Raw genomic sequence first — 18,476 nt, 5'->3', positions numbered from 1 at the left:
CCTGGCGACCGGAATTTCAGTCACCGCTCCCGTTAAGCCCGCTGCGTATCCGGTTGATGGCGGTCACCAGCGAGAGTGTAGCCAAGGCCGGAAACACAAACGGCGTGATCGCGTCCACCCACAGGCCGCAGGCGATGAGAAAGGCGATGATACCGAGCGCCAGCGCCCGGTCGCTCTTGCCGAACGGCCCGGCATAATTGCGCCCCGTGCCCGCCGCGATGCCGAGCACGCCGGCGAATTCCACAAGCACTGCTGTGACGGCAAAGGCGACGACGCCCCAGGCAGGGAAGAGAGCGGCAAAGGCCAGGATCAGCGCCAGGTCGGAAACGACGTCGCAGAGTTCGTTAAGATACATGCCGAGCTTGGAGGCCTGGCCATGTTCTCGCGCAAGCATCCCGTCGATGGCGTTCAGCGCCATGCGCGCAAACAGCACCACCGGCATCAGCAGGAAGACCGCGCGATGGCCGGCAAGGGCCGCGACCACAACGCCGGTGGCAACCGACAGGGCGGCAGCCAGCAGCGTGATCTGGTTGGCGGTGACGCCGGCCCCGGCCAGCCGGTCGGCGAGCGGCCGCAGCTTCGCCTGAAAGGCCGGTTTGAGCGCATAGAGCGTCGGCATGTGCGAACCCCCCGGCCGCGGTGCAACTAACGTCGGCGAGCATGGTCAATTGGCGCGCAAGACGCAAGGGCGGCGAGCATGACCAAGCTGTTGACGGCGGGCTCGATATTCTAGTGGGAGTGAAGGGAGTACCGTGGAGTAGTATCGGATAGCAGAGGACACTCGAGCGAATCCTAGGCCATCGATAGCAGTCGATAGATTCTAGGCGACCTGCAGATCTGCCGCTCTGTCGGGCGTCTCCCCGCTTTTCGAACGGCGCCCATACGCCGTCAGGCCCACCCCAACCTTCGCGACTTTGTGGCCTTCAAATATTCGGTCGCGCGCTGCTCGAAGAAGTTAGCGCGCGCGACCAGTTCTCGGCGTCGATCACACGGTCATAGATCGATTACTGCTCCTTCTTGAACAAATCCTGGAAGATCAGCTGGCCCCAAGTGCGGCCGCGTGCGTGCACCAGCGCGCCACCCTCGTTGAGCTTTCCCAGCTTGACGGGTGCGAACCCGAGTTGTTTGGCCAAAGCCGCCACGGGAGCGGCCGCGTCCTCGTCGTCGCTCGACAGAAAGACGACCCGGTGGCCGCCCTCGACGATCGGATCGGCAGCCAGGGTGGCCGCAATCAGGTGATTGAACCCTTTGACGAGCTTGGCGCCGGTGAACGCCTTCGCGACGAAGGCGGAGGACGGGAGACCGTCCAGCTCTTCAGGGACTGGAAACACGTTCGTCGCGTCGATGACTGTCTTGCCTTCCCAGCTCGGCAGAGCCTTCGCAACCTCGCGGTGTTCCCAGAACGGGATTGCCAAGATGATCGTGTCGGCCTCGACTGCATTCTGCAGAGACTTGGCGACGACCGTGGGTCCGATCGCCCGAGCCTGTGGCGCCAACGCCTCGGGCGGACGGCGGCTCGCGACGGTCACGTCGATGTTTTTACGGGCGAAGGCGTGGGCGAGGGCCTGGCCTATCTTACCGAATCCTACAATTGCGTAGCTCATAATGCTTCTCCGATCCGTGTTGATATTCATTCCCCGCCTCCAACGGCGCTGGGTTATCCGTTCTGCTGTGTGGCGACCTTTGCGTAGACATCCCGTTGTGAACGACTTCCGCGCGGCCGGGCCGACCGTTCAGCGCGGAAGTCGTTCCACCATGGACATGCTAGTTCCCGCCGATCAGCCACTTGCCGCGATCCGGCGCGATTTCAGATGGCCGAGAAGCCTCCGTCGACAGACAACTCCAGCCCATTCACGAAGCTCGAATCGTCTGAAGCAAGAAACAGCGCGGCCGTCGCAATTTCCTCAGGACGCCCCATCTTTCCCCGCGGGATCAGGGCTTCGAACATCCGCTTCCCCTCCTCGTCGAGAACTTGGTCCTGCATCGGTGTGGCGATCGGCCCCGGGTGCAGCACGTTCACCCGGATATTCCTGCCCTTCAGCTCGTTGAGCCACCCGCGTGCGAATGCGTGCAACGCCGCCTTGCTCGCCGCATACACGCTGTAACCAGGAAAACCTTTCACCGAAGCAACTGATCCGGTCATGAAGATCGATCCGCCATCGTTGAACAGCGGCAACGCCTTTTGCACCGTGAACAGCGTGCCGCGCGTATTCAGGCCGAAGGTCGCATCGAAATGCTGCTCGGTAATCTCGCCCAGTGGGACGGCTTCGCCCGTGCCGGCGCTCGCATACAGGACGTCCATCTTGCCCTTTTCCCGCTTGACTGTATCGAACAGGCGGTCGAGGTCGTCGAGATTAGCCGCGTCGCCGCGCACGCCGGTCACGTCCCGGCCAATCAGCTTGACGGCCTCGTCGAGCGCCTCCCGCCTCCGGCCCGTGATGAAAACGTAGGCGCCTTCTTCAACGAACCGCTTGGCGCTCGCCAGCGCCATGCCGCTCGATCCACCCGTGATGACTGCAACCTTGCCCTCAAGCTTTCCCATGACTTCTCCTTTCGTGGTGTCGGGACAGCATCTGCCTCCGAGGACCTCGAAATGGGTCAGTCGGCGTCAGTTGTTGAGTGCGGAAGCGCGCACATCGGTGGTGCGAAATCGATCCGGCTGGACGACTGACGCCAGCCGCGACGATCGGTGTCCGCCGTTCGGAATGGGGCCTCGTTCGTCGACATAGGCTAGGATAACCGCCCGTACTGCTGTTCGATGTGCTAGATACGGGCTTTGGAAGGCGCGCACCGCGCGGTGCCGGATTGCACCATGATCGACTGGGATGACGTTCGCTACTTTCTTGCCGTCGCGCGCGGAGGCTCAGTGCGGGCCGCCGCCGAGGGCCTCGGGGTGAATCACTCGACCGTGCTGCGACACATCGCTCAGCTCGAGGAACGCCTGGGGGCGCACATGTTCGAAAAGCTGCCTTCGGGCTACCGCCTGACGGCTGTGGGCGAGGAGGTCCTCGAGTTCGCGGAGCAGATGGAGGCGTCGTCGAACCGGCTGGAGACGCGAATCTTCGGGCGCGATCAGGGCGTACGCGGACTCTTGCGGGTGACACTGGCGCCGACCCTCGCGACGCACCTGCTCATGCCCGACTTCGCTGAGTTTGCGCTTCTGCATCCGGACATCGAGATGGAAATTTTGTCGTCCGGCGAGTTGGCAAATCTGACCAACCGAGAGGCCGATGTCGCGATCCGCGTCGTTTACGACCGCAAAACCCTGCCGCTCAATCTTCACGGCCTGAAGGGACCGGAGCTGTTCAGCGGCGTCTACATGTCTCGCGATCGACTAGCCGCGTGGCGTGCGGGTGCGCCTGATCCCATCCGGTGGATCGTCATAAGCTTTCATGGCATCCCGGACTGGGCCCGCGAGGGTGAGGTTCGTACCACGGGGGCTCCGTTCAGGACCACGGACGGCGAGGCGCAGATCGTTGCAGTACGGCAAGGGCTCGGGATGACGACACTGCCGTGCTTCGTCGGAGATGCCGACCCCCTACTGGTAAGGGTGCCGGGCACCGACCTGCACATGCATGGAACGCTCTGGCTTCTCACGCAGGGGGAGACACGCAAGACGAAGCGCGTGCGGCTCTTCACTGAGTTCGTATCCCGGAGGCTCGCCGCGTACGCTCCGCTTCTCGCGGGGCTGTCTGTATCGCGCGACTGATGCGCAGCAGGTCGCCGGCGACGCTTGCCGTAATCCGGTCGGAAGCCGAGCTGCGATCGCTTGAAGCGGCGTCGTTCAATCCGCGAATGTTGCGCCGTATCGCAACCGGCGGGAGGGCCACACTACTGACGGCGACGGACTTCACCATCGCTGACGGTCTTTTTGGCAGGCTGGAGACGCCGCTTTTGCGGAGAACTCCGAGGAAAATAGACCAACCGATATCGATAGTCTTTGAAACCGAGCAAATCGCGGATCGCCGAAATTCTCCTTTGAATTCAAGAGCGAGAATTTCTGACAGATCCGGGATACGGTTCTTCGTCGTCAGCGGAAAAATTTTCCTCGATGGATCAATGCGTTATGATGCTTCAGAACAATCGAGTGGGAGGCGTGGTGCTGATACGCAGGCCGCGTTCAAAACCCGGACGGAAATTCGCCGCGTCGAGCCTTACGTCCGCAATGCGCCGCCAATAGCAGACACGACGGCCTGGTCCGATTGAGAAGCCTTGGCGCGAAATGTCCGCTATCGTCAGCTATGATGTCGTCGCTCTGCGCACGAGTCGGCGAGTTCGCGGTTGAAACGAGAGGAGTCCTCGATGAAGGGTGCGTGTCCGGTCTCGGGGTACCAGGAAGCGGTGCTCGTCGGACATGTCTTGAGGATGTGATCGCCCATTGCCGGGAGCCGAAGCCTCGAGGGATCTTATCTCCAATGAAACCTGCTTGTTGGCCGGGTCCAGAGACTGCAGCATTTCGGCGTAGGAAAGGGCCCGTTCAGGATCGCTGCGCAGCCGCTCGACAAGCGCCTGCAGGATCATCGATCTGGTGCGATCCAATGCGTCGCCGTGGAATGTGCGCCAAGCCTCGAACACCGGGCAGCGCGGCAGTTCCAGATCTTCAAGGAACTGCCCCCGGAACATGGCGGCCAGGGTTACCAGGCGTGAGGTGTCGAGAAAGCGTACCTCGTCCGCCGTCATGTGGGCGACTTGCGGCAAATCGACATCAAGCTTGGCGGTGTCGAAAAGCACGCTCTCTCGATCGGCCTTCAGGCAGCCCTCGTCACCGTTTTGGTTGATGATGTGCCTTAGCTTCGAGAGACTCCATCTCAGCGAAGCTCTTGGATCGTCAGGCACCTCCCAGAACATTCGGCACAAATGATCGCGCCGCTGACGCCGGTTCGCCACCACTAGGTAGGCGAGCAGGGCGCGCGTTTTCTTCGACGGTGGCAGCGCGATCTCCCGGGCGCCCCGCAGGACCACCAATTCGCCGAGCACCTTGATCTTCAGTGGGCCCTTCATTTGGGACGCCGATCGCTTGCAAGCAATTTTACCCGCGATACTGCTCTGTGTAAATTTACTTGATGGTCGGCGCCTACTGCCCGGAACCTTACTATTCGCGAGGCGCTATCGTTTCGGCGCGGTCGCCACGTCTTCAAGGTCGAATTCCGAAGGGTCTCTTTCCAGTTTTCGAATAGCGCGGGCCAGCGCCGGCAGGACGGTTTCGCGCGCGCCCTTCTCAACCTGGGATAGACTCCTGCGTATGGCATCCTTCCAGGCCGGGCCGCGGTCGTAAGCCTCCATGAAAGCATCGGCCAGGTCTTCCGACTGCCGTTGTTCGATCATGGCTTCCATGATGGTTGCAGCCTGCATCTTGTCCTTGCGGCTCTTGGCGGTGCCGTCGCTGTCCGTCCGACGGCGGCTGGCGACGATGAGTTTGTGGATGGCGTACCGTTCGGGCGACGGCACGTTCACCGGCACGCCGGCACCGTGAAGGAGAACGGCCCGGATCGGCTCGTATATCAGGAAATCGAGAAACCGCAGGGGCTGCGCCGACGCGCCACCAAGCGCGGGCATGGATGTTGGACGACCCTCGTAGTCGGCCGAACCGGTGTTCGGAGTCAGGAATTCGACCTTGTATCCGGAGCGGGAAGAATATTGCGTGGTGAAGCGGCCGTCAGCCTGGTGCGGAATCTCCCGGAAAGTCGGGTCGACTTTCCTCAACGTATCGAGCACGGGTGGCATCTTGTCATCGACGGCCGTCGAGATCGAATGAAACTGCGCAAAATCGGCATCTCCCGTGACCATCGACGTACTGGGCAGGCGAACGCCAAGGACGGCTGGATAGCATTGATAGGCGACGGTACCGACCAGGACGCCACGAAGCCTGAAGAAACCGGCTTCGGCGAGCGCCTGGACAATGTCGCCGGTCTTCCTTTCCGGCCGTGGCAGGTAGGCCTCGCGAATGAGTGTCGAAACCAGTTTTCGCCGCTCTTTGATGTCGGCTTTCAGGTCCTTGAAGTTTTCGACCCTCCTGGTGATTTCGGGATCGTCGACGGGGCCGACATATGTGCGTGTTTTGCCGCCGTCAGGGTTCGGCAGGTCGAGATACCAGTAACGGCGGCCTTTCACCTCGGCTGTGACAAAGCGGCCGCCGACGTTGAATTCCGTCGAGAACGAGGCATCCAGCGACCGCTGCGCCAGCTCGGAATAGAGCGTCTGGTATGTATGGGGAATCTGCTGCATATGAGTTGTTACCGTTTTCGCGAAAAGGGTAATAACACAATTTCGTCGCCACCGTCATCATAAATTGTTACCGCTTTCGCGAAAGCGGTAACAATTGCGCTCAAGGCATCCGTGGATGCGGGTCAAATCGCGCGCCAGCAGTTCGTCTCTTCCCAGGCCCCCGGCCCCCACGATTGAATTAAACAGTGCTCTATACTTTACAAGTAAATTAAAACATGTGAAGTTATGTCCACCAAAAGGGTCATCCATGACAACCAGTCGTTTCGCCACACGCCTGAATTCCTTTGCCTCGCGACCACAGGCCGAATGGCCTGATCTTGTCGACAAGCCGTCCATGCTGCAGATGGCGGCGCGTGCGGCGAAGGTTGCGGGGCTGACCGACCTTGACCTCAACTTTCCCGACCATGTCGATGAAAAACCTGCGGAAATGGCGCGAAAACTCGGCGATGTCGGGCTTTCGATCAATGGCTTCGCCATGCGCTACTACTCCAACCCGGCTTTCAAGCTCGGCGCCTTCACCAATCCAGATCCCGCAGTTCGCCGCGAAGCCATCGACCTAACCAAGGCCGGCATTGACGCCGTGCGTGAGGCCGGCGCCAATCTGATGACGCTGTGGCTCGGCCAGGATGGCTTTGACTATGCCTTCCAGGCCGACTACGCGACGCTGTGGCAACACGAGATAGACGGTATTCGTGAAGTGGCGGCGCATGATCCCGACTGCCAGATCAGCCTGGAATACAAGCCCAACGAGCCGCGCTCCTACAGCCTGATGCCCGACGCGGCGACGACATTGCTGGCGATCCGCGAGATCGGACTGCCCAATCTCGGCGTGACGCTTGATTTCGCCCATGTGCTCTACGCCGACGAGCAGCCGGCCTTTGCCGCAGCACTGGTCGCGCGCCACAGCAAGCTCTTGGGCGTCCATCTCAACGACGGCTACGGCAAGCGCGACGACGGCCTGATGGTCGGCGCGGTGCACACGCTGCAGACGATCGAGCTGCTCAGGCAGATCCTCCGCGACGGCTACGCCGGCGCCATCTACTTCGACACGTTTCCCGACATGACCGGGCTCGATCCGGTCCACGAATGCGAAGTCAACATCGCCACAGTCAAACGCATGCTGCGCGTTGTCGATCGGCTGGAAAAGGACAACCGCCTGTCCACCGCCGTCGATCGTCAGGACGCGATCGCATCGCAAGCCATCATTCAGGAAGCCATGCTCGGGCCGGACAGCTGACGCCGGCGCCGTCGCCGTTTTTCAACAAGGGAGGAAAGACCATGAAATTTCTGCTTGCCACCGCTGCCGCTGGCCTGATGGCGCTGTCCATCGGTTCGGCATTTTCCGCGGACCTCGCGCCGCTCAACTCCGACACCGAGCAGGATCGCATCGACTGGTCGCAGCTCGAGGCCAAGTTCGGTGCTTTCCCCAAGCTGCCCGAGGGCACCAAGGCGGGCGCCGTCTCCAAGACGCTGACCAACGAATACTGGCGCTCGCTGGGTGAGGGCTACAAGTCGTTCGGCGACCGCGTCGCCGTTCCGGTCGTCTACCAGGCGGCGCAGAGCGAGGGCGACCAGCTCGGCCAGCTCACCATCGCCGAAGGCCTGGTCACACAAGGCTACAACGTGCTTCTCGTCTCGCCGCAGACCGACTCCAACCTGCAGCCGATCATGGAACAGGCCAAGTCCGCCAACGTGCCGGTGGTCAACGTCAATGACGCGGTCATCCCGCAGGCTGAGCACTATGTCGGCAATGTCCAGCGCGACAATGGCGTGCGCGTCGCCAAATGGTTCATCAAGAACCGGCCGGATGGCGGCAAGGTCGCCATCGTCGAAGGCCAGGCCGGCGTCTATGCCGCCGTCCAGCGCACGGATGGCTTCAAAACCACGATCACCGAGGCCGGGAAGTTCGAGGTCGTCGCCAGCGTGCCCGGCAACTGGGATCGCCAGACATCCTACGACGCGGCCACCAACATCCTGCAGCAGCACCCCGACCTGATCGGCTTCTATGCCAACAATGACGGTATGGCGCTGGGCATCGTCGAGGCGGTCAAGGCCGCCGGCTTGCAGGACAAGGTCGCCGTCTTCGGCACCGACGGCATCTCCGACGCGTATACCTCGATCCGCGCCGGCGAGCTGACCGGCACCGTCGATAGTTTCCCGGTGCTGACCGGCGAGGTGGCGCTGGAATCGGCGCTGCGACTGGTGGCCGGGCAGAAGCTGCCGCGCGTCGTCGCCACGCCGCAGGCGCTGATCACCAAGGACAATGCCGACCGCTATTCCGGCGCCGGCGACGCCGTGCGCAAGGCGCTGCTCGAGGACGCGGCGGCGGGCAACTAAGACGGGGCAACAACCGGGGCTGTTGCACCCCCCCTCATCCGGCCGCTTCGCGGCCACCTTCTCCCCGCTGGGGAGAAGAGCAGGGCGCCGACGCTGGCGATCTCCTCTCCCCTCGGGGAGAGGTCAGCCGAGCGAAGCGGAGGCTGGGTGAGGGGTCTTTGAGAGATCGCTTGGAGAACGAACCAATGTCACCTCGGCTGCAATTCGAGGGCATTTCCAAGGTGTTTCCGGCCGTGCGGGCGCTGAGCGATGTGTCCTTTTCGGTCGGCGTCGGCGAAATCCATGGCCTGCTCGGTGAGAACGGCGCCGGCAAATCGACGCTGCTGCGCATCCTGTCTGGTGTCTACCGGCCGACAGCCGGAAGCGTGCTGATCGACGGCAGGCCGCTGATGCTGAACAATCCGGTCGCCGCGCGCGCCGCGGGCGTTGCCATGATCCATCAGGAATTGCAGCAGGTGCCGCACCTCAGCGTCGCCCAGAACATGTTCCTTGGTCATCCGCTGACGCGCGGCGGCATCTTCGTCGCACGGCGCGAGCAGGAACGCCGCGCTGCGGAAGCCCTTGCCGCCCTCGATCCGACCATCGATCCGGGTGGACCGCTCGGCAGCCTGAAGGTCGCGCAGCGGCAGATCGTCGAGATCGCCCGGGCGCTGCTCGATCGGGCGCGCATCGTGGCGATGGACGAGCCGACATCGAGCCTGACGCCGAGCGAGTTCGAGCGCCTGGCCGAAGTCATTGCCGGACTGGCGCGCGACGGTGTCGCGGTTGTCTATGTCTCGCACAAGCTGGACGAGGTGTTCGGCATCTGCCAACGCGCCACAATCATGCGCGACGGTGTCGTGGTCGGATCCGTCGATCTCGCGCAGATGTCGGAAAAAGCCGTCGTTTCGATGATGGTCGGCCGCGAGCTTGCCCAGGAACAGCACCGCTCGCACGCTTCCAGCGAAGTAAGGCTGAGCGTGCGTGGCCTCGCCTCGGCATCCAAGGTCCATGACGTCTCGTTCGACCTGCATCGCGGCGAGGTGCTGGGCATTGCCGGCCTGGTCGGCTCGGGCCGCACCGAACTGCTGCGGCTGCTGGCCGGCGCCGACCGCGCCTCATCAGGCACGGTCGACATCGACGGCAAGGCGATCAAACTTTCCAATCCGCGCGACGCTATCGCCGCCGGCATCGGCCTGGTGCCGGAGGAGCGCAAGCGCGAAGGCATCGTGCCGTTACGGTCGATCTCCAGCAATATGGCGCTGGCGTCGATGGGCGTGTTCGCACCGCGCGGCGTCATCGATCACACCAGGCTGAAGCGGGTCGCGGCCGAGAAGATGAAGCGGGTCAATCTCAGGCCATTCCTGCTCGACCGGCCGATCCGGCTGTTCAGCGGCGGCAACCAGCAGAAGGCGATCATCGGCCGCTGGCTGGCGGCGGGAACGCGCATCCTTTTGTTCGACGAGCCGACGCGCGGCATCGATGTCGGCGCCAAGGCGGAGATCTATCATTTGATCGAGGAGCTCGCCGCCGAAGGCCATTCGGTCGTCGTCGTGTCGTCCGAGCTTCCCGAGGTGATCCGGCTCGCCGACCGCGTGCTGGTCATGCGCGACGGCACGGTCGCCGCCGCAATCGACCGGTCCGATCTCAACGAACAGGCGATCGCGGCGCACGCCATACCCCAATCGGAGACTCAGGCCGGCAAGGCGCAAGGCCATCGGGCCGGTGCATAACGGACAGGACCAGCGGATGACTGATATAACCGAACACACAGCAGCGCGCCCAAGGGCTGAATTCCTGCACCGGTTTTCCGTGCGCGACGCCGGGACGCTGATCGGCCTGGTCGTGATCCTCGCCGTCTTCGGTGCGCTGGTCCCGGGCTTCTTTGCCGAGCGCAACCTGATCAACATCCTGCAGCAGTCGAGCATCAATGCCTGCCTGGCCTTGGGCATGACGCTGGTGATCATCTCGGGCGGCATCGATCTGTCGGTCGGGCCGACGGCGGCCCTTTCGGCCGTCATCTCGGCCTCGATGCTGGTTGCCGGCGTGCCGTTTCCGCTGGCCATCGCCGCCGGCTTCGCCATCGGCCTCGTCTGCGGGCTGCTCAACGGCGTGCTGGTCGCCTATGTCGGACTGCAGCCTTTCATCGTCACGCTGGGAACGCTCAGCACCTACCGGGCGCTGGCGCTGATCTATACCGGCGGCAATCCGGTGCTCGGCCTGCCTGCCGGCTTCCGCACCATCTTCAACGGCTCGCTGTTCGGATTGCCGTTGGCGGTCATCATCGTGGCCGTGGTCGCGCTGATCGCATGGATCATCCTCAAGAAGACGCCGTTCGGCGAATATCTGCTCGCCGTCGGCGGCAATGAGGAGGCCGCCTACATAGCAGGCGTGCCGATCGCCCGCACCAAGATAGCCGCCTACATGATTTCGGGTCTGCTGGCGGCCCTTGCCGCGCAGATCCTGATCGGCCGGCTGGGTGCCGCCGAGCCCATTCTCGGCAATCTCTGGGAGCTCGATGCGATTGCCGCGGCGGCCATCGGCGGCGCCTCGCTGATGGGCGGCAAGGGCAGCGTGGTCGGCACCATCCTGGGCGCCGTCATTCTCGGCACCATGCGCAACGGCCTGACGCTGATGAATGTCCAGTCCTTCTATCAGCTCCTGGCAACTGGTCTTATAATCCTTGCCGCGATGCTTATCGATCGCGTGACGAGGGGACGTGGATGACCTTGACCAGCCTGGATCTGAAAGCAGTAGGACCGCGGATCCGCATGATGATGCCGCATTTGACGCCGCTCGAGGCGAAGGTGGTGGAAACCGTCTTCGGACGGCGCGGCTTCGACGAGACCATTCCGCTCAAGCAGATCGCCGAAGAGGCCGGCGTGTCGGAGGCGATGGTGGTCAAGATCGCCAAGAAGCTGGGTTTTTCCGGCTACCGCGACTTCCGCACCGCGGTCTATGAGTATAGCCGCCTGCCGACCGCAGAAATGCACCAGGAGCTGTCGGCCGACGACAGTTCGGCCGAGATCGTCCAAAAAGTGTTCCGCACCTCCATCCAGGCGTTGGAGGAAACGCTGGCGATCCTCGACATGGACGATTTCGACCGCGCCGCCGATCTTCTCTACCGCGCCAAGAACCGGGATTTCTATGGCGTCGGCGGTTCGGCGCAGATCGCGCGCGACGTGTCGCACAAATTCCTGCGCATCGGCATCCGCGCATCGGTCTACGACGATTCGCACATGATGCTGATGTCGGCCTCGCTGCTCGGCGCCGACGACATCGCCGTCGGCTTCTCGCATTCGGGCAATACCAGCGCCGTCATCGATGCCATCCATCTCGCCCGCAAGAGCGGGGCGCGGACGCTGGCGATCACCAACTACGACAACTCGCCGCTGGCCGCCGTTGCAGACATCGTGCTGTGCTCGACAGCGCAGGGCTCGCCGCTGATGGGCGAGAACGCTGCGGCGCGCATCGCCCAGCTCAACATTCTCGATTCGCTGTTCGTCGCGGTGGCGCAGCGCGACTATCAGGCGGCGGAGCGCAATCTCGGCCGCACCATGTCGGCGGTGACGTCGAAACGTCGGGACAAGGGCTCATGAAAGATTGGGGTACATGACGGCTCCGCTGGTCACCGTGTTCGGCAGCCTGCATTACGACATCATGGTCGAAGCGCCTGACCGCCCGCGCAAGGGCGAAACGGTGACCGGCCATGCCTGGCAGCCGAAATGCGGCGGCAAGGGCGGCAACCAGGCAGTGTCGGTGGCGCGAGCCGGCGTGGGCTCGGCGATGATCGGCGCCGTCGGCGATGACGATTTCGGCCGCGTGCTTCTCGACAATCTCTACCGCTGCGGCGTCGACAGCCGCTTCGTGCGGGTCGCGGCTGGCGCCGGCTCCGGCATGAGCGTGGCGATTTTCGACGACGGCGGCGATTATGGCGCGGTGATCGTGTCAGGCAGCAATCTCACCTTGGGCAAGAAAGACGTCGCGGAAGCTACTGATGTGATTGCGCAAACGTCGGTTCTGCTGCTGCAGAACGAGGTGCCGGAAGCCGCCAACATTGCCGCGGCGCGGGCGGTGAAGGCGCATGGCGGGCGCGTCGTGCTCAACGCCGCACCCGCCCGAAAACTGTCCGGCGAACTGATCGCACTTACCGATATCGTCATCGTCAACGCCATCGAGGCGGAATTCCTGGCCGGCATTCCGGTCGTCGACACGCTCGAGGGGGCTGCCGAGGCGGCACGCATGCTGGCCGATTTCTATCCGGCCGCGATCGTCACGGCCGGCGGGGAGGGCGTTGCCTATTGCGACCGCGACGGCCAGGCGTTCTTGCTGGCGGCCATCCCGGTGAAGGTCGTCAGCACCCATGGCGCCGGCGACGAGTTCGTCGGCGCGTTCGCGGCAGGCCTTGCCCGTGGGCATCAGGTCGAGGCTGCCCTCGCCGCCGCCAACACCGCCGCGGCCGTGCTGGTCGCCACGCCGGAACGCGAGCGCGAGGAGATCTGAGACGGATGGCCGGCTCCGCCCGTGACAGGCGACAAGAAGCGGATGGCGAGGACTTTTCGCTCGGCTCCGACAGGCCGATAAAGTTCGACAATTGATACGAAAGCCCGCCACCCTTTCGGATGACGGGCTTCCGTAGCCTGGGGGCCAGGAACGCCACGGTAGCGACGCTGCTACTAAATGCTCCGTAGATACTCAATATGCGGCCTTCGCGCCGTCAGGCGCATCGGCCAAACAAATGAAGCCCACGCCCCTTTGGCGGAGAGCGCGGGCCTGCGCAGCCGGGCGCTTGCGCGTCCGGCTGCCGATGTCGTCAGTGCTTGCTCTTGCCGGGGCTGGCGGCACCGCCACTGATGGCGATGCGCTTGGCTTTCGACTGTGCGCGCTCCGTCTTGGGCAGCGTCACGGTGAGCACGCCGTTATGGAAGGCGGCGTTCACCTTGTCCTCCTCGACCTCGTAGCCGAGCGGGATGCGGCGCTCGAAGCGGCCGTAGAACCGCTCGGAGAACTGCCTGTCCTTGTCCTCGGTCTCGGAGCGCTTCTCGCCGCGCAGCGTCAGCACACCGTCATCGAGCATCACCTCGACGTCCTTTTCGTCCATGCCAGGAATTTCCGCGGTCACGCGGATCTCCTTCTCGCCGTCGGCGATTTCGACGCTCGGCCAGCTGCCGCGCGCCGACGAAAATCCGCTGAGCGAAGGCATGCGCGTTTCGAAGCCGCGGAACGCGTCGTCGATCAGGCGGTTCATCTCGCGATGCAACGCCATGAACGGGTCGCGCTCCTCGTCACGATAGAAGCTGGGAACCGGACTGTTCTCCCGGCCCCAGGGTATGAGATCACGAATAGCCATTGCTGTTCTCCTTTCTCGACTGGTTGCGCCAAAGGCGAACGCCAGAGATCGCCTTCGCTCAGGCGGCCTGCTTCGGCTTCTCGACCTGCCCGGCCTTCCGCGCGTCGTCGTCCTTGGCGATCGCGATGCGACGCGGCTTCATCTCCTCGGGCACTTCGCGCACGAGGTCGATCGTCAGCAGGCCGTTGTTGAGCGAGGCGCCGGTGACCGTCATGTGATCGGCAAGCTCGAAGCGCCGTGTGAACGGTCGCACCGGAAGGCCGCGATGGAGATATTCCACCTCGTCCTGTTCCTTGCGCTCGCCCGAGACGATTAGAAGGTTCGGCTCGTGGCTAATGTCGAGATCGTTCTCGGAAAAGCCGGCGACGGCGATCCTCACACGATAGGTGTTCTCGTCGCTTCGCTCGATGTCATAAGGCGGCCAGGTTTCGACTGCCTGAGGCGCGTTTTCCAGCAGGGTGAAGATACGGTCGAAACCGATGCTCGACCGATAGAGCGGGGAAAAGTCGAATGCGGTTCTCATAGCTACATCCTCCATGGAGCAACATAGTACGAGGGACGCCAAAGAGCTTGGCGCTCCCTGGGTTCTGCCGGTCCCGTTCGGCAACCGGCAATTTGGATTTGGTTATTGTCAGGCCGAAATCAAGACCCAGATTCTGTCCCGCAGCCAGATTTTTTTGTTGCCAGATTGTACTGGCAATGCCGGTTTCAACCGTCATTTGAGGGTCGCGCCGGCACGCCGCATGGAGGATATCATGACCATGACACGCGACGACATCATTTCGGTGCTGGGCCCGGTGGACGACGCCGTCATCGCCGACATCGCCTCGACCGGCGCGACGATCGAAGAGTTGCGCGAGGCCTTTGCCTGGGTCGGTGCCGATGAGGCGCTGGTCAACGAGGGCCGCCCTCTGCCGTCGGCAAGGGTGGCGACGCTGATCGGGCTTCTCGAACCGCCTGACGACGACATATAGCCGGCCGTTGCAGTCGAGGGCGGGGGCCAGGGGTTTGAGGCGGGGAGGTCTTGAAGCGTGCAGGCACACGAACCATCTCGTCCACCGGCGCCGATCGGACATCGGCTGCCTTGCTGCTTATTCGAGGATGTTACTTGCTCTAAAAAACAGAAAGAAGGAGGAAGTGATGAACGACGTCCCATTTTCCGAGCCGATCACGCTGAAGCTCCAATCCGTCGGAGAGCGCAAGGTCGCAAGCAGTTGGGAAGCCATCGAATGCATGCAGCAGTGGCCGGACCGGGCGCGCGGCCGGAACTGGCGCGCAGCCTATCGCGCCTGCCGCGACGCGCTCGACGGCTGGCGCACCGCCCGCGAGGCTCGCACGGCCTTCGTCAAGGCGGCTCGCACGGCCGGACTGCTTGTCAAGGGACGTAAATCCACCTGAACGGCCGTGGCCCGGAGCGGCGCGTACCCCCCTGCCTCACTGCAACGCAACGACGTCTCACTGCAGCGTAATAACACCGTCCACCGCCCGCCATTCGGAGGGCTGGATCAGACGGTGATGGGCGACACGCACGGAATGCAGCGGGCCTTCGATCTCACGTTCCCAATATTCGAGGAAATGCTTCAGCGTCGGGAAATCCGGAGCGATGTCGTATTCCTGCCAGATGAAGAGCTGCAGCAGGTCCCGATAGTCGGGAAGACGATAATGGATCTCCGCCGTCGTCAGGCCAAAACCCTGCATCTGGAGCTGGAACTCGTTGCTGACCATGCACGTCTCCTTTCTGTCGTAAATCAGGCGCCGACGCGGTGGGGCCCGCCGTGGCGGCTTCGGCTGGCGCCGGCGCCTTGAGATGGACCTGCGCCATCGAGTGCCTGCAGAGCGTCCATGATCTCTTCAAAGGCGATTGGAGCTTTGGCGCCGGGCGGCTTGCGCAGCGCCGGCATGGATTCGACCGCGCAGGCATCGGAGGCCCATGACGACAGGATCGCGCGCTTTTCACCGACGTCCAGCGTCGCGTCGGCCAGCACGTCCTGTGGACGATCGAAATGCCGCGCCGGATCGAGCAGCCGGCCGAGAGCGGGATCTTCCGGTGCAATCGAAATCGTTGGGGCATCGCGTTCCATCGCCATCCTCCGCGTGCAAAAACGCGTCCGCTTCCTCATCGGTTCCGGCCGGCCGGCAGGCGGTGCCGCGGTCGACGACGACGTTGGAGGGTTGCGGCGCGGTTTCAAGCCGCATCCGTCGTTTCAATCCTGGAATAGCGCCATAATTACAGTGCGCTATTACGGTGCGTTGGCACTCGACCACGGCGAGTGCTAAAATTTTTTCGACGTCCTCTTGAAAGCCTGAATCGGCAGACTAATTCGATATGCGCGTGATGCCTGAGCAGGGGTCGCGCACCGTCGCATCGGCCGTTGTACCGGTCGGCTGCGAAGGGAGGTCCAAGAAAATCTGTTTGTCCTATGAGGAGAACGACATGGCGTTCCGTCCACTGCATGACCGTATCCTGGTCCGCCGCATCGAGGTCGACGAGAAGACCGCGGGCGGCATCATCATTCCCGACACCGCCAAGGAAAAGCCGCAGGAAGGCGAGGTAATCGCCGCCGGGCCTGGGGCGCGTGACGATAGCGGCCAGCTGCAGCCGCTCGACGTCAAGGTCGGCGACCGTATCCTGTTCGGCAAATGGTCGGGCACCGAGATCAAGCTCAACGGCGAGGACCTGCTCATCATGAAGGAAAGCGACGTGCTGGGCGTGATCGAATCGACCGACAAGATGCAGAAGGCCGCCTGAGCGGGGCCTGGACAAGCAATCAGTCAACGAAAAGCTGCCTATTTGAAGGAGTTATCCAATGGCTGCCAAGGATGTGAAATTCCATACCGAAGCCCGCGAGAAGATGTTGCGCGGCGTCAATATCCTCGCCGACGCAGTGAAGGTCACACTCGGTCCCAAGGGCCGCAATGTCATCCTCGACAAGTCATTCGGCGCCCCGCGCATTACCAAGGACGGCGTTACCGTCGCCAAGGAAATCGAGCTTGAGGACAAGTTCGAGAACATGGGCGCGCAGATGGTGCGCGAGGTGGCGTCGAAGACAAGCGACGTCGCCGGCGACGGCACAACGACCGCGACCGTTCTGGCTCAGTCGATCGTCCAGGAAGGCGCCAAGGCGGTTGCCGCCGGCATGAATCCGATGGACCTGAAGCGCGGCATCGACAAGGCGGTCGACGCCATCGTCGCTGAACTCAAGGCCAATGCCCGCAAGGTGACCCGGAACGACGAGATCGCCCAGGTCGGCGCCATCTCGGCCAATGGCGATGCCGAGATCGGCCGCTTCCTCGCCGAAGCGATGGAAAAGGTCGGCAATGAGGGCGTCATCACCGTCGAGGAGGCCAAGACCGCCGAGACCGAGCTGGAAGTGGTCGAGGGCATGCAATTCGATCGCGGCTATCTCAGCCCCTATTTCATCACCAACCAGGACAAGATGCGTGTCGAGCTCGAAGAGCCCTATGTGCTGATCCACGAGAAGAAGCTGTCCAACCTGCAGGCCATGCTTCCGGTGCTCGAAGCCGCAGTGCAATCGAGCAAGCCGCTGCTGATCATCGCCGAGGATGTCGAAGGCGAGGCGCTGGCGACGCTGGTCGTCAACAAGCTGCGCGGTGGCCTGAAGGTTGCCGCCGTCAAGGCGCCGGGTTTTGGTGACCGCCGCAAGGCCATGCTGGAAGACATTGCCATCCTGACCGGCGGCACGGCAATCAGCGAGGATCTCGGCATCAAGCTCGAAAACGTCACATTGGAGATGCTCGGCCGCGCCAAGAAGGTGCTGATCGAGAAGGAGAACACCACCATCGTCGACGGTGCCGGCCGCAAGGATGAAATCCAGGCGCGCATCAGCCAGATCAAGGCGCAGATCGAGGAGACCACCTCCGACTACGACCGTGAGAAGCTGCAGGAGCGGCTGGCCAAGCTCGCCGGCGGCGTCGCCGTCATCCGCGTCGGTGGCTCGACCGAGGTCGAGGTCAGGGAGCGCAAGGACCGCGTCGACGATGCCATGCACGCCACCCGCGCGGCGGTCGAGGAGGGTATCCTGCCCGGCGGCGGCGTGGCGCTGCTCAGGGCGGCGAAGGCGCTCGACAATGTCGCCGTCGACAATCCCGACCAGAAGACCGGCGTCGAGATCGTGCGTCGGGCCATCGAACAGCCGGTGCGCCAGATCGCCGAGAATGCCGGCGCCGAGGGTTCGATCATCGTCGGCAAGCTGCGAGAGAAGACCGAATTCGGCTATGGCTGGAACGCCCAGACCAACGAGTTCGGCGACCTCTACGGGCAGGGCGTGATCGACCCGGCCAAGGTGGTGCGCGCCGCTCTCCAGGACGCGGCGTCGGTGGCCGGCCTGCTGGTGACCACCGAGGCGATGGTGGCCGAGAAGCCGAAGAAAGAAGGTGCCACGCCGGCGATGCCTGCCGGTGCCGGCATGGACTACTGACGCCAGGCTTCTGAGGACAAACGGCCGTGGCCCCCCCGCGGGGGGGGGGGGGGGGGGGGGGGGGGGAATAAAAATGTTTGGAAAGGGAATATTTTAAATTTTTTTTATATAAAAGGGCCCGCCCCATGAAAAAAACAAATAAAAAA

General features: G+C 63.1%; 21 protein-coding genes and 1 pseudogene. 12 read left to right on the top strand and 10 right to left on the bottom strand.

The genetic code is table 11. From position 1 onward, the window contains the following. Nucleotides 1–16: 16 nt before the first annotated feature. The 3 genes and pseudogenes from AC0L3I_RS18790 to AC0L3I_RS18780 all read right to left on the bottom strand — a co-directional run bounded on the left by AC0L3I_RS18790 (nt 17) and on the right by AC0L3I_RS18780 (nt 2,542). Nucleotides 17–619, bottom strand: a complete 603-nt coding sequence (locus AC0L3I_RS18790; protein ID WP_123148043.1) for a CDP-alcohol phosphatidyltransferase family protein — start codon at nt 617–619, stop codon at nt 17–19. Nucleotides 620–1,004: 385 nt separating this feature from the next. Then, a pseudogene (locus tag AC0L3I_RS18785) lies at nt 1,005–1,685 on the bottom strand (NADPH-dependent F420 reductase); the annotation flags it as partial. 122 nt (nt 1,686–1,807) lie between these two features. Next, complete coding sequence (locus AC0L3I_RS18780) at nt 1,808–2,542, bottom strand: SDR family NAD(P)-dependent oxidoreductase (RefSeq protein ID WP_473527864.1); 735 nt, start codon at nt 2,540–2,542, stop codon at nt 1,808–1,810. 270 nt (nt 2,543–2,812) lie between these two features. Here AC0L3I_RS18780 and AC0L3I_RS18775 point away from each other — a divergent pair, with 270 nt between their 5' ends. Continuing rightward, on the top strand, nt 2,813–3,709 hold the full coding sequence (locus AC0L3I_RS18775) for a LysR family transcriptional regulator (protein ID WP_473527863.1): 897 nt from the start codon (nt 2,813–2,815) through the stop codon (nt 3,707–3,709). Then, nucleotides 3,709–4,206, top strand: a complete 498-nt coding sequence (locus AC0L3I_RS18770) for a hypothetical protein (protein WP_473527862.1) — start codon at nt 3,709–3,711, stop codon at nt 4,204–4,206. The genes AC0L3I_RS18775 and AC0L3I_RS18770 overlap by 1 nt, the downstream gene beginning before the upstream one ends. Before the next feature lie 33 nt (nt 4,207–4,239). Here the strand turns inward: AC0L3I_RS18770 and AC0L3I_RS18765 are convergent, their stop codons facing one another. Together AC0L3I_RS18765 and AC0L3I_RS18760 are read right to left on the bottom strand one after the other, a co-directional pair. Continuing rightward, nucleotides 4,240–4,977, bottom strand: a complete 738-nt coding sequence (locus AC0L3I_RS18765; RefSeq protein WP_473488931.1) for an AfsR/SARP family transcriptional regulator — start codon at nt 4,975–4,977, stop codon at nt 4,240–4,242. A gap of 129 nt (nt 4,978–5,106) precedes the next feature. Further along, on the bottom strand, nt 5,107–6,225 hold the full coding sequence (locus tag AC0L3I_RS18760) for a nucleotidyltransferase family protein (RefSeq protein ID WP_473488930.1): 1,119 nt from the start codon (nt 6,223–6,225) through the stop codon (nt 5,107–5,109). A gap of 247 nt (nt 6,226–6,472) precedes the next feature. Here AC0L3I_RS18760 and AC0L3I_RS18755 point away from each other — a divergent pair, with 247 nt between their 5' ends. The 6 genes from AC0L3I_RS18755 (at nt 6,473) to AC0L3I_RS18730 (ending at nt 13,044) form a co-directional block, all read left to right on the top strand. Beyond that, a complete protein-coding gene (locus AC0L3I_RS18755; protein ID WP_473488929.1) occupies nt 6,473–7,462 on the top strand; it encodes a TIM barrel protein in 990 nt (329 codons plus the stop codon). 41 nt (nt 7,463–7,503) lie between these two features. Next, a complete protein-coding gene (locus AC0L3I_RS18750; protein ID WP_473488928.1) occupies nt 7,504–8,562 on the top strand; it encodes a sugar ABC transporter substrate-binding protein in 1,059 nt (352 codons plus the stop codon). A 185-nt stretch (nt 8,563–8,747) separates the two neighbouring features. After that, entirely contained in the window at nt 8,748–10,274 is a 1,527-nt protein-coding gene (locus AC0L3I_RS18745; protein ID WP_473488927.1) for a sugar ABC transporter ATP-binding protein, read from the top strand. Nucleotides 10,275–10,290: 16 nt separating this feature from the next. Further along, nucleotides 10,291–11,268, top strand: coding sequence for an ABC transporter permease (locus AC0L3I_RS18740; RefSeq protein WP_473488926.1), 978 nt, complete (start codon nt 10,291–10,293; stop codon nt 11,266–11,268). Beyond that, nucleotides 11,265–12,140 (top strand): MurR/RpiR family transcriptional regulator, encoded by an 876-nt coding sequence (locus AC0L3I_RS18735; RefSeq protein ID WP_473527861.1) that lies wholly within the window; start codon nt 11,265–11,267, stop codon nt 12,138–12,140. Before AC0L3I_RS18740 ends, AC0L3I_RS18735 begins: the two co-directional genes overlap by 4 nt. Before the next feature lie 13 nt (nt 12,141–12,153). Further along, nucleotides 12,154–13,044: a ribokinase gene (locus tag AC0L3I_RS18730; RefSeq protein WP_473527860.1), complete on the top strand. Its 891-nt coding sequence runs from the start codon at nt 12,154–12,156 to the stop codon at nt 13,042–13,044. 192 nt (nt 13,045–13,236) lie between these two features. Here the strand turns inward: AC0L3I_RS18730 and AC0L3I_RS18725 are convergent, their stop codons facing one another. Genes AC0L3I_RS18725 through AC0L3I_RS18715 form a run of 3 tightly spaced genes read right to left on the bottom strand, consistent with a single transcriptional unit; the run spans nt 13,237 to nt 14,414 of the window. Further along, nucleotides 13,237–13,386: a hypothetical protein gene (locus tag AC0L3I_RS18725; RefSeq protein ID WP_473527859.1), complete on the bottom strand. Its 150-nt coding sequence runs from the start codon at nt 13,384–13,386 to the stop codon at nt 13,237–13,239. Further along, nucleotides 13,355–13,891, bottom strand: a complete 537-nt coding sequence (locus AC0L3I_RS18720; protein ID WP_123147844.1) for an Hsp20/alpha crystallin family protein — start codon at nt 13,889–13,891, stop codon at nt 13,355–13,357. The genes AC0L3I_RS18725 and AC0L3I_RS18720 overlap by 32 nt, the downstream gene beginning before the upstream one ends. Before the next feature lie 58 nt (nt 13,892–13,949). Next, complete coding sequence (locus tag AC0L3I_RS18715; protein ID WP_473488923.1) at nt 13,950–14,414, bottom strand: Hsp20 family protein; 465 nt, start codon at nt 14,412–14,414, stop codon at nt 13,950–13,952. A 232-nt stretch (nt 14,415–14,646) separates the two neighbouring features. On the opposite strand from AC0L3I_RS18715, the gene AC0L3I_RS18710 reads away from it, so the two are divergent. Together AC0L3I_RS18710 and AC0L3I_RS18705 are read left to right on the top strand one after the other, a co-directional pair. Then, nucleotides 14,647–14,865 (top strand): hypothetical protein, encoded by a 219-nt coding sequence (locus tag AC0L3I_RS18710; RefSeq protein WP_023799042.1) that lies wholly within the window; start codon nt 14,647–14,649, stop codon nt 14,863–14,865. A gap of 166 nt (nt 14,866–15,031) precedes the next feature. Further along, a complete protein-coding gene (locus tag AC0L3I_RS18705; RefSeq protein ID WP_292193223.1) occupies nt 15,032–15,289 on the top strand; it encodes a DUF982 domain-containing protein in 258 nt (85 codons plus the stop codon). A gap of 57 nt (nt 15,290–15,346) precedes the next feature. Here the strand turns inward: AC0L3I_RS18705 and AC0L3I_RS18700 are convergent, their stop codons facing one another. Together AC0L3I_RS18700 and AC0L3I_RS18695 are read right to left on the bottom strand one after the other, a co-directional pair. Beyond that, nucleotides 15,347–15,616 carry an usg protein gene (locus tag AC0L3I_RS18700; protein ID WP_258123242.1) on the bottom strand — a complete coding sequence of 90 codons (270 nt, stop codon included), beginning with the start codon at nt 15,614–15,616 and terminating at the stop codon, nt 15,347–15,349. 23 nt (nt 15,617–15,639) lie between these two features. After that, complete coding sequence (locus AC0L3I_RS18695; RefSeq protein ID WP_473488922.1) at nt 15,640–15,972, bottom strand: hypothetical protein; 333 nt, start codon at nt 15,970–15,972, stop codon at nt 15,640–15,642. 353 nt (nt 15,973–16,325) lie between these two features. Between AC0L3I_RS18695 and AC0L3I_RS18690 the strand changes: the two genes are divergently transcribed. Together AC0L3I_RS18690 and groL are read left to right on the top strand one after the other, a co-directional pair. Then, on the top strand, nt 16,326–16,640 hold the full coding sequence (locus tag AC0L3I_RS18690; protein WP_095493216.1) for a co-chaperone GroES: 315 nt from the start codon (nt 16,326–16,328) through the stop codon (nt 16,638–16,640). Nucleotides 16,641–16,698: 58 nt separating this feature from the next. Beyond that, nucleotides 16,699–18,330 (top strand): chaperonin GroEL, encoded by a 1,632-nt coding sequence (gene groL, locus AC0L3I_RS18685; RefSeq protein ID WP_473527858.1) that lies wholly within the window; start codon nt 16,699–16,701, stop codon nt 18,328–18,330. The last annotated feature ends 146 nt before the right edge of the window (nt 18,331–18,476 follow it).

It is taken from the genome of Mesorhizobium sp. WSM4840 (assembly GCF_055811755.1).
This window is presented reverse-complemented; position numbering and strand designations above follow the sequence as displayed.

Coding starts and splice junctions, on each gene's coding strand:
- AC0L3I_RS18790 (WP_123148043.1), bottom strand. CDS start 619: ATGCCGACGCTCTATGCGCTCAAACCGGCCTTTCAGGCGAAGCTGCGG.
- AC0L3I_RS18780 (WP_473527864.1), bottom strand. CDS start 2,542: ATGGGAAAGCTTGAGGGCAAGGTTGCAGTCATCACGGGTGGATCGAGC.
- AC0L3I_RS18775 (WP_473527863.1), top strand. CDS start 2,813: ATGATCGACTGGGATGACGTTCGCTACTTTCTTGCCGTCGCGCGCGGA.
- AC0L3I_RS18770 (WP_473527862.1), top strand. CDS start 3,709: ATGCGCAGCAGGTCGCCGGCGACGCTTGCCGTAATCCGGTCGGAAGCC.
- AC0L3I_RS18760 (WP_473488930.1), bottom strand. CDS start 6,225: ATGCAGCAGATTCCCCATACATACCAGACGCTCTATTCCGAGCTGGCG.
- AC0L3I_RS18755 (WP_473488929.1), top strand. CDS start 6,473: ATGACAACCAGTCGTTTCGCCACACGCCTGAATTCCTTTGCCTCGCGA.
- AC0L3I_RS18750 (WP_473488928.1), top strand. CDS start 7,504: ATGAAATTTCTGCTTGCCACCGCTGCCGCTGGCCTGATGGCGCTGTCC.
- AC0L3I_RS18745 (WP_473488927.1), top strand. CDS start 8,748: ATGTCACCTCGGCTGCAATTCGAGGGCATTTCCAAGGTGTTTCCGGCC.
- AC0L3I_RS18740 (WP_473488926.1), top strand. CDS start 10,291: ATGACTGATATAACCGAACACACAGCAGCGCGCCCAAGGGCTGAATTC.
- AC0L3I_RS18735 (WP_473527861.1), top strand. CDS start 11,265: ATGACCTTGACCAGCCTGGATCTGAAAGCAGTAGGACCGCGGATCCGC.
- AC0L3I_RS18730 (WP_473527860.1), top strand. CDS start 12,154: ATGACGGCTCCGCTGGTCACCGTGTTCGGCAGCCTGCATTACGACATC.
- AC0L3I_RS18720 (WP_123147844.1), bottom strand. CDS start 13,891: ATGGCTATTCGTGATCTCATACCCTGGGGCCGGGAGAACAGTCCGGTT.
- AC0L3I_RS18715 (WP_473488923.1), bottom strand. CDS start 14,414: ATGAGAACCGCATTCGACTTTTCCCCGCTCTATCGGTCGAGCATCGGT.
- AC0L3I_RS18710 (WP_023799042.1), top strand. CDS start 14,647: ATGACCATGACACGCGACGACATCATTTCGGTGCTGGGCCCGGTGGAC.
- AC0L3I_RS18705 (WP_292193223.1), top strand. CDS start 15,032: ATGAACGACGTCCCATTTTCCGAGCCGATCACGCTGAAGCTCCAATCC.
- AC0L3I_RS18700 (WP_258123242.1), bottom strand. CDS start 15,616: ATGGTCAGCAACGAGTTCCAGCTCCAGATGCAGGGTTTTGGCCTGACG.
- AC0L3I_RS18695 (WP_473488922.1), bottom strand. CDS start 15,972: ATGGAACGCGATGCCCCAACGATTTCGATTGCACCGGAAGATCCCGCT.
- AC0L3I_RS18690 (WP_095493216.1), top strand. CDS start 16,326: ATGGCGTTCCGTCCACTGCATGACCGTATCCTGGTCCGCCGCATCGAG.
- groL (WP_473527858.1), top strand. CDS start 16,699: ATGGCTGCCAAGGATGTGAAATTCCATACCGAAGCCCGCGAGAAGATG.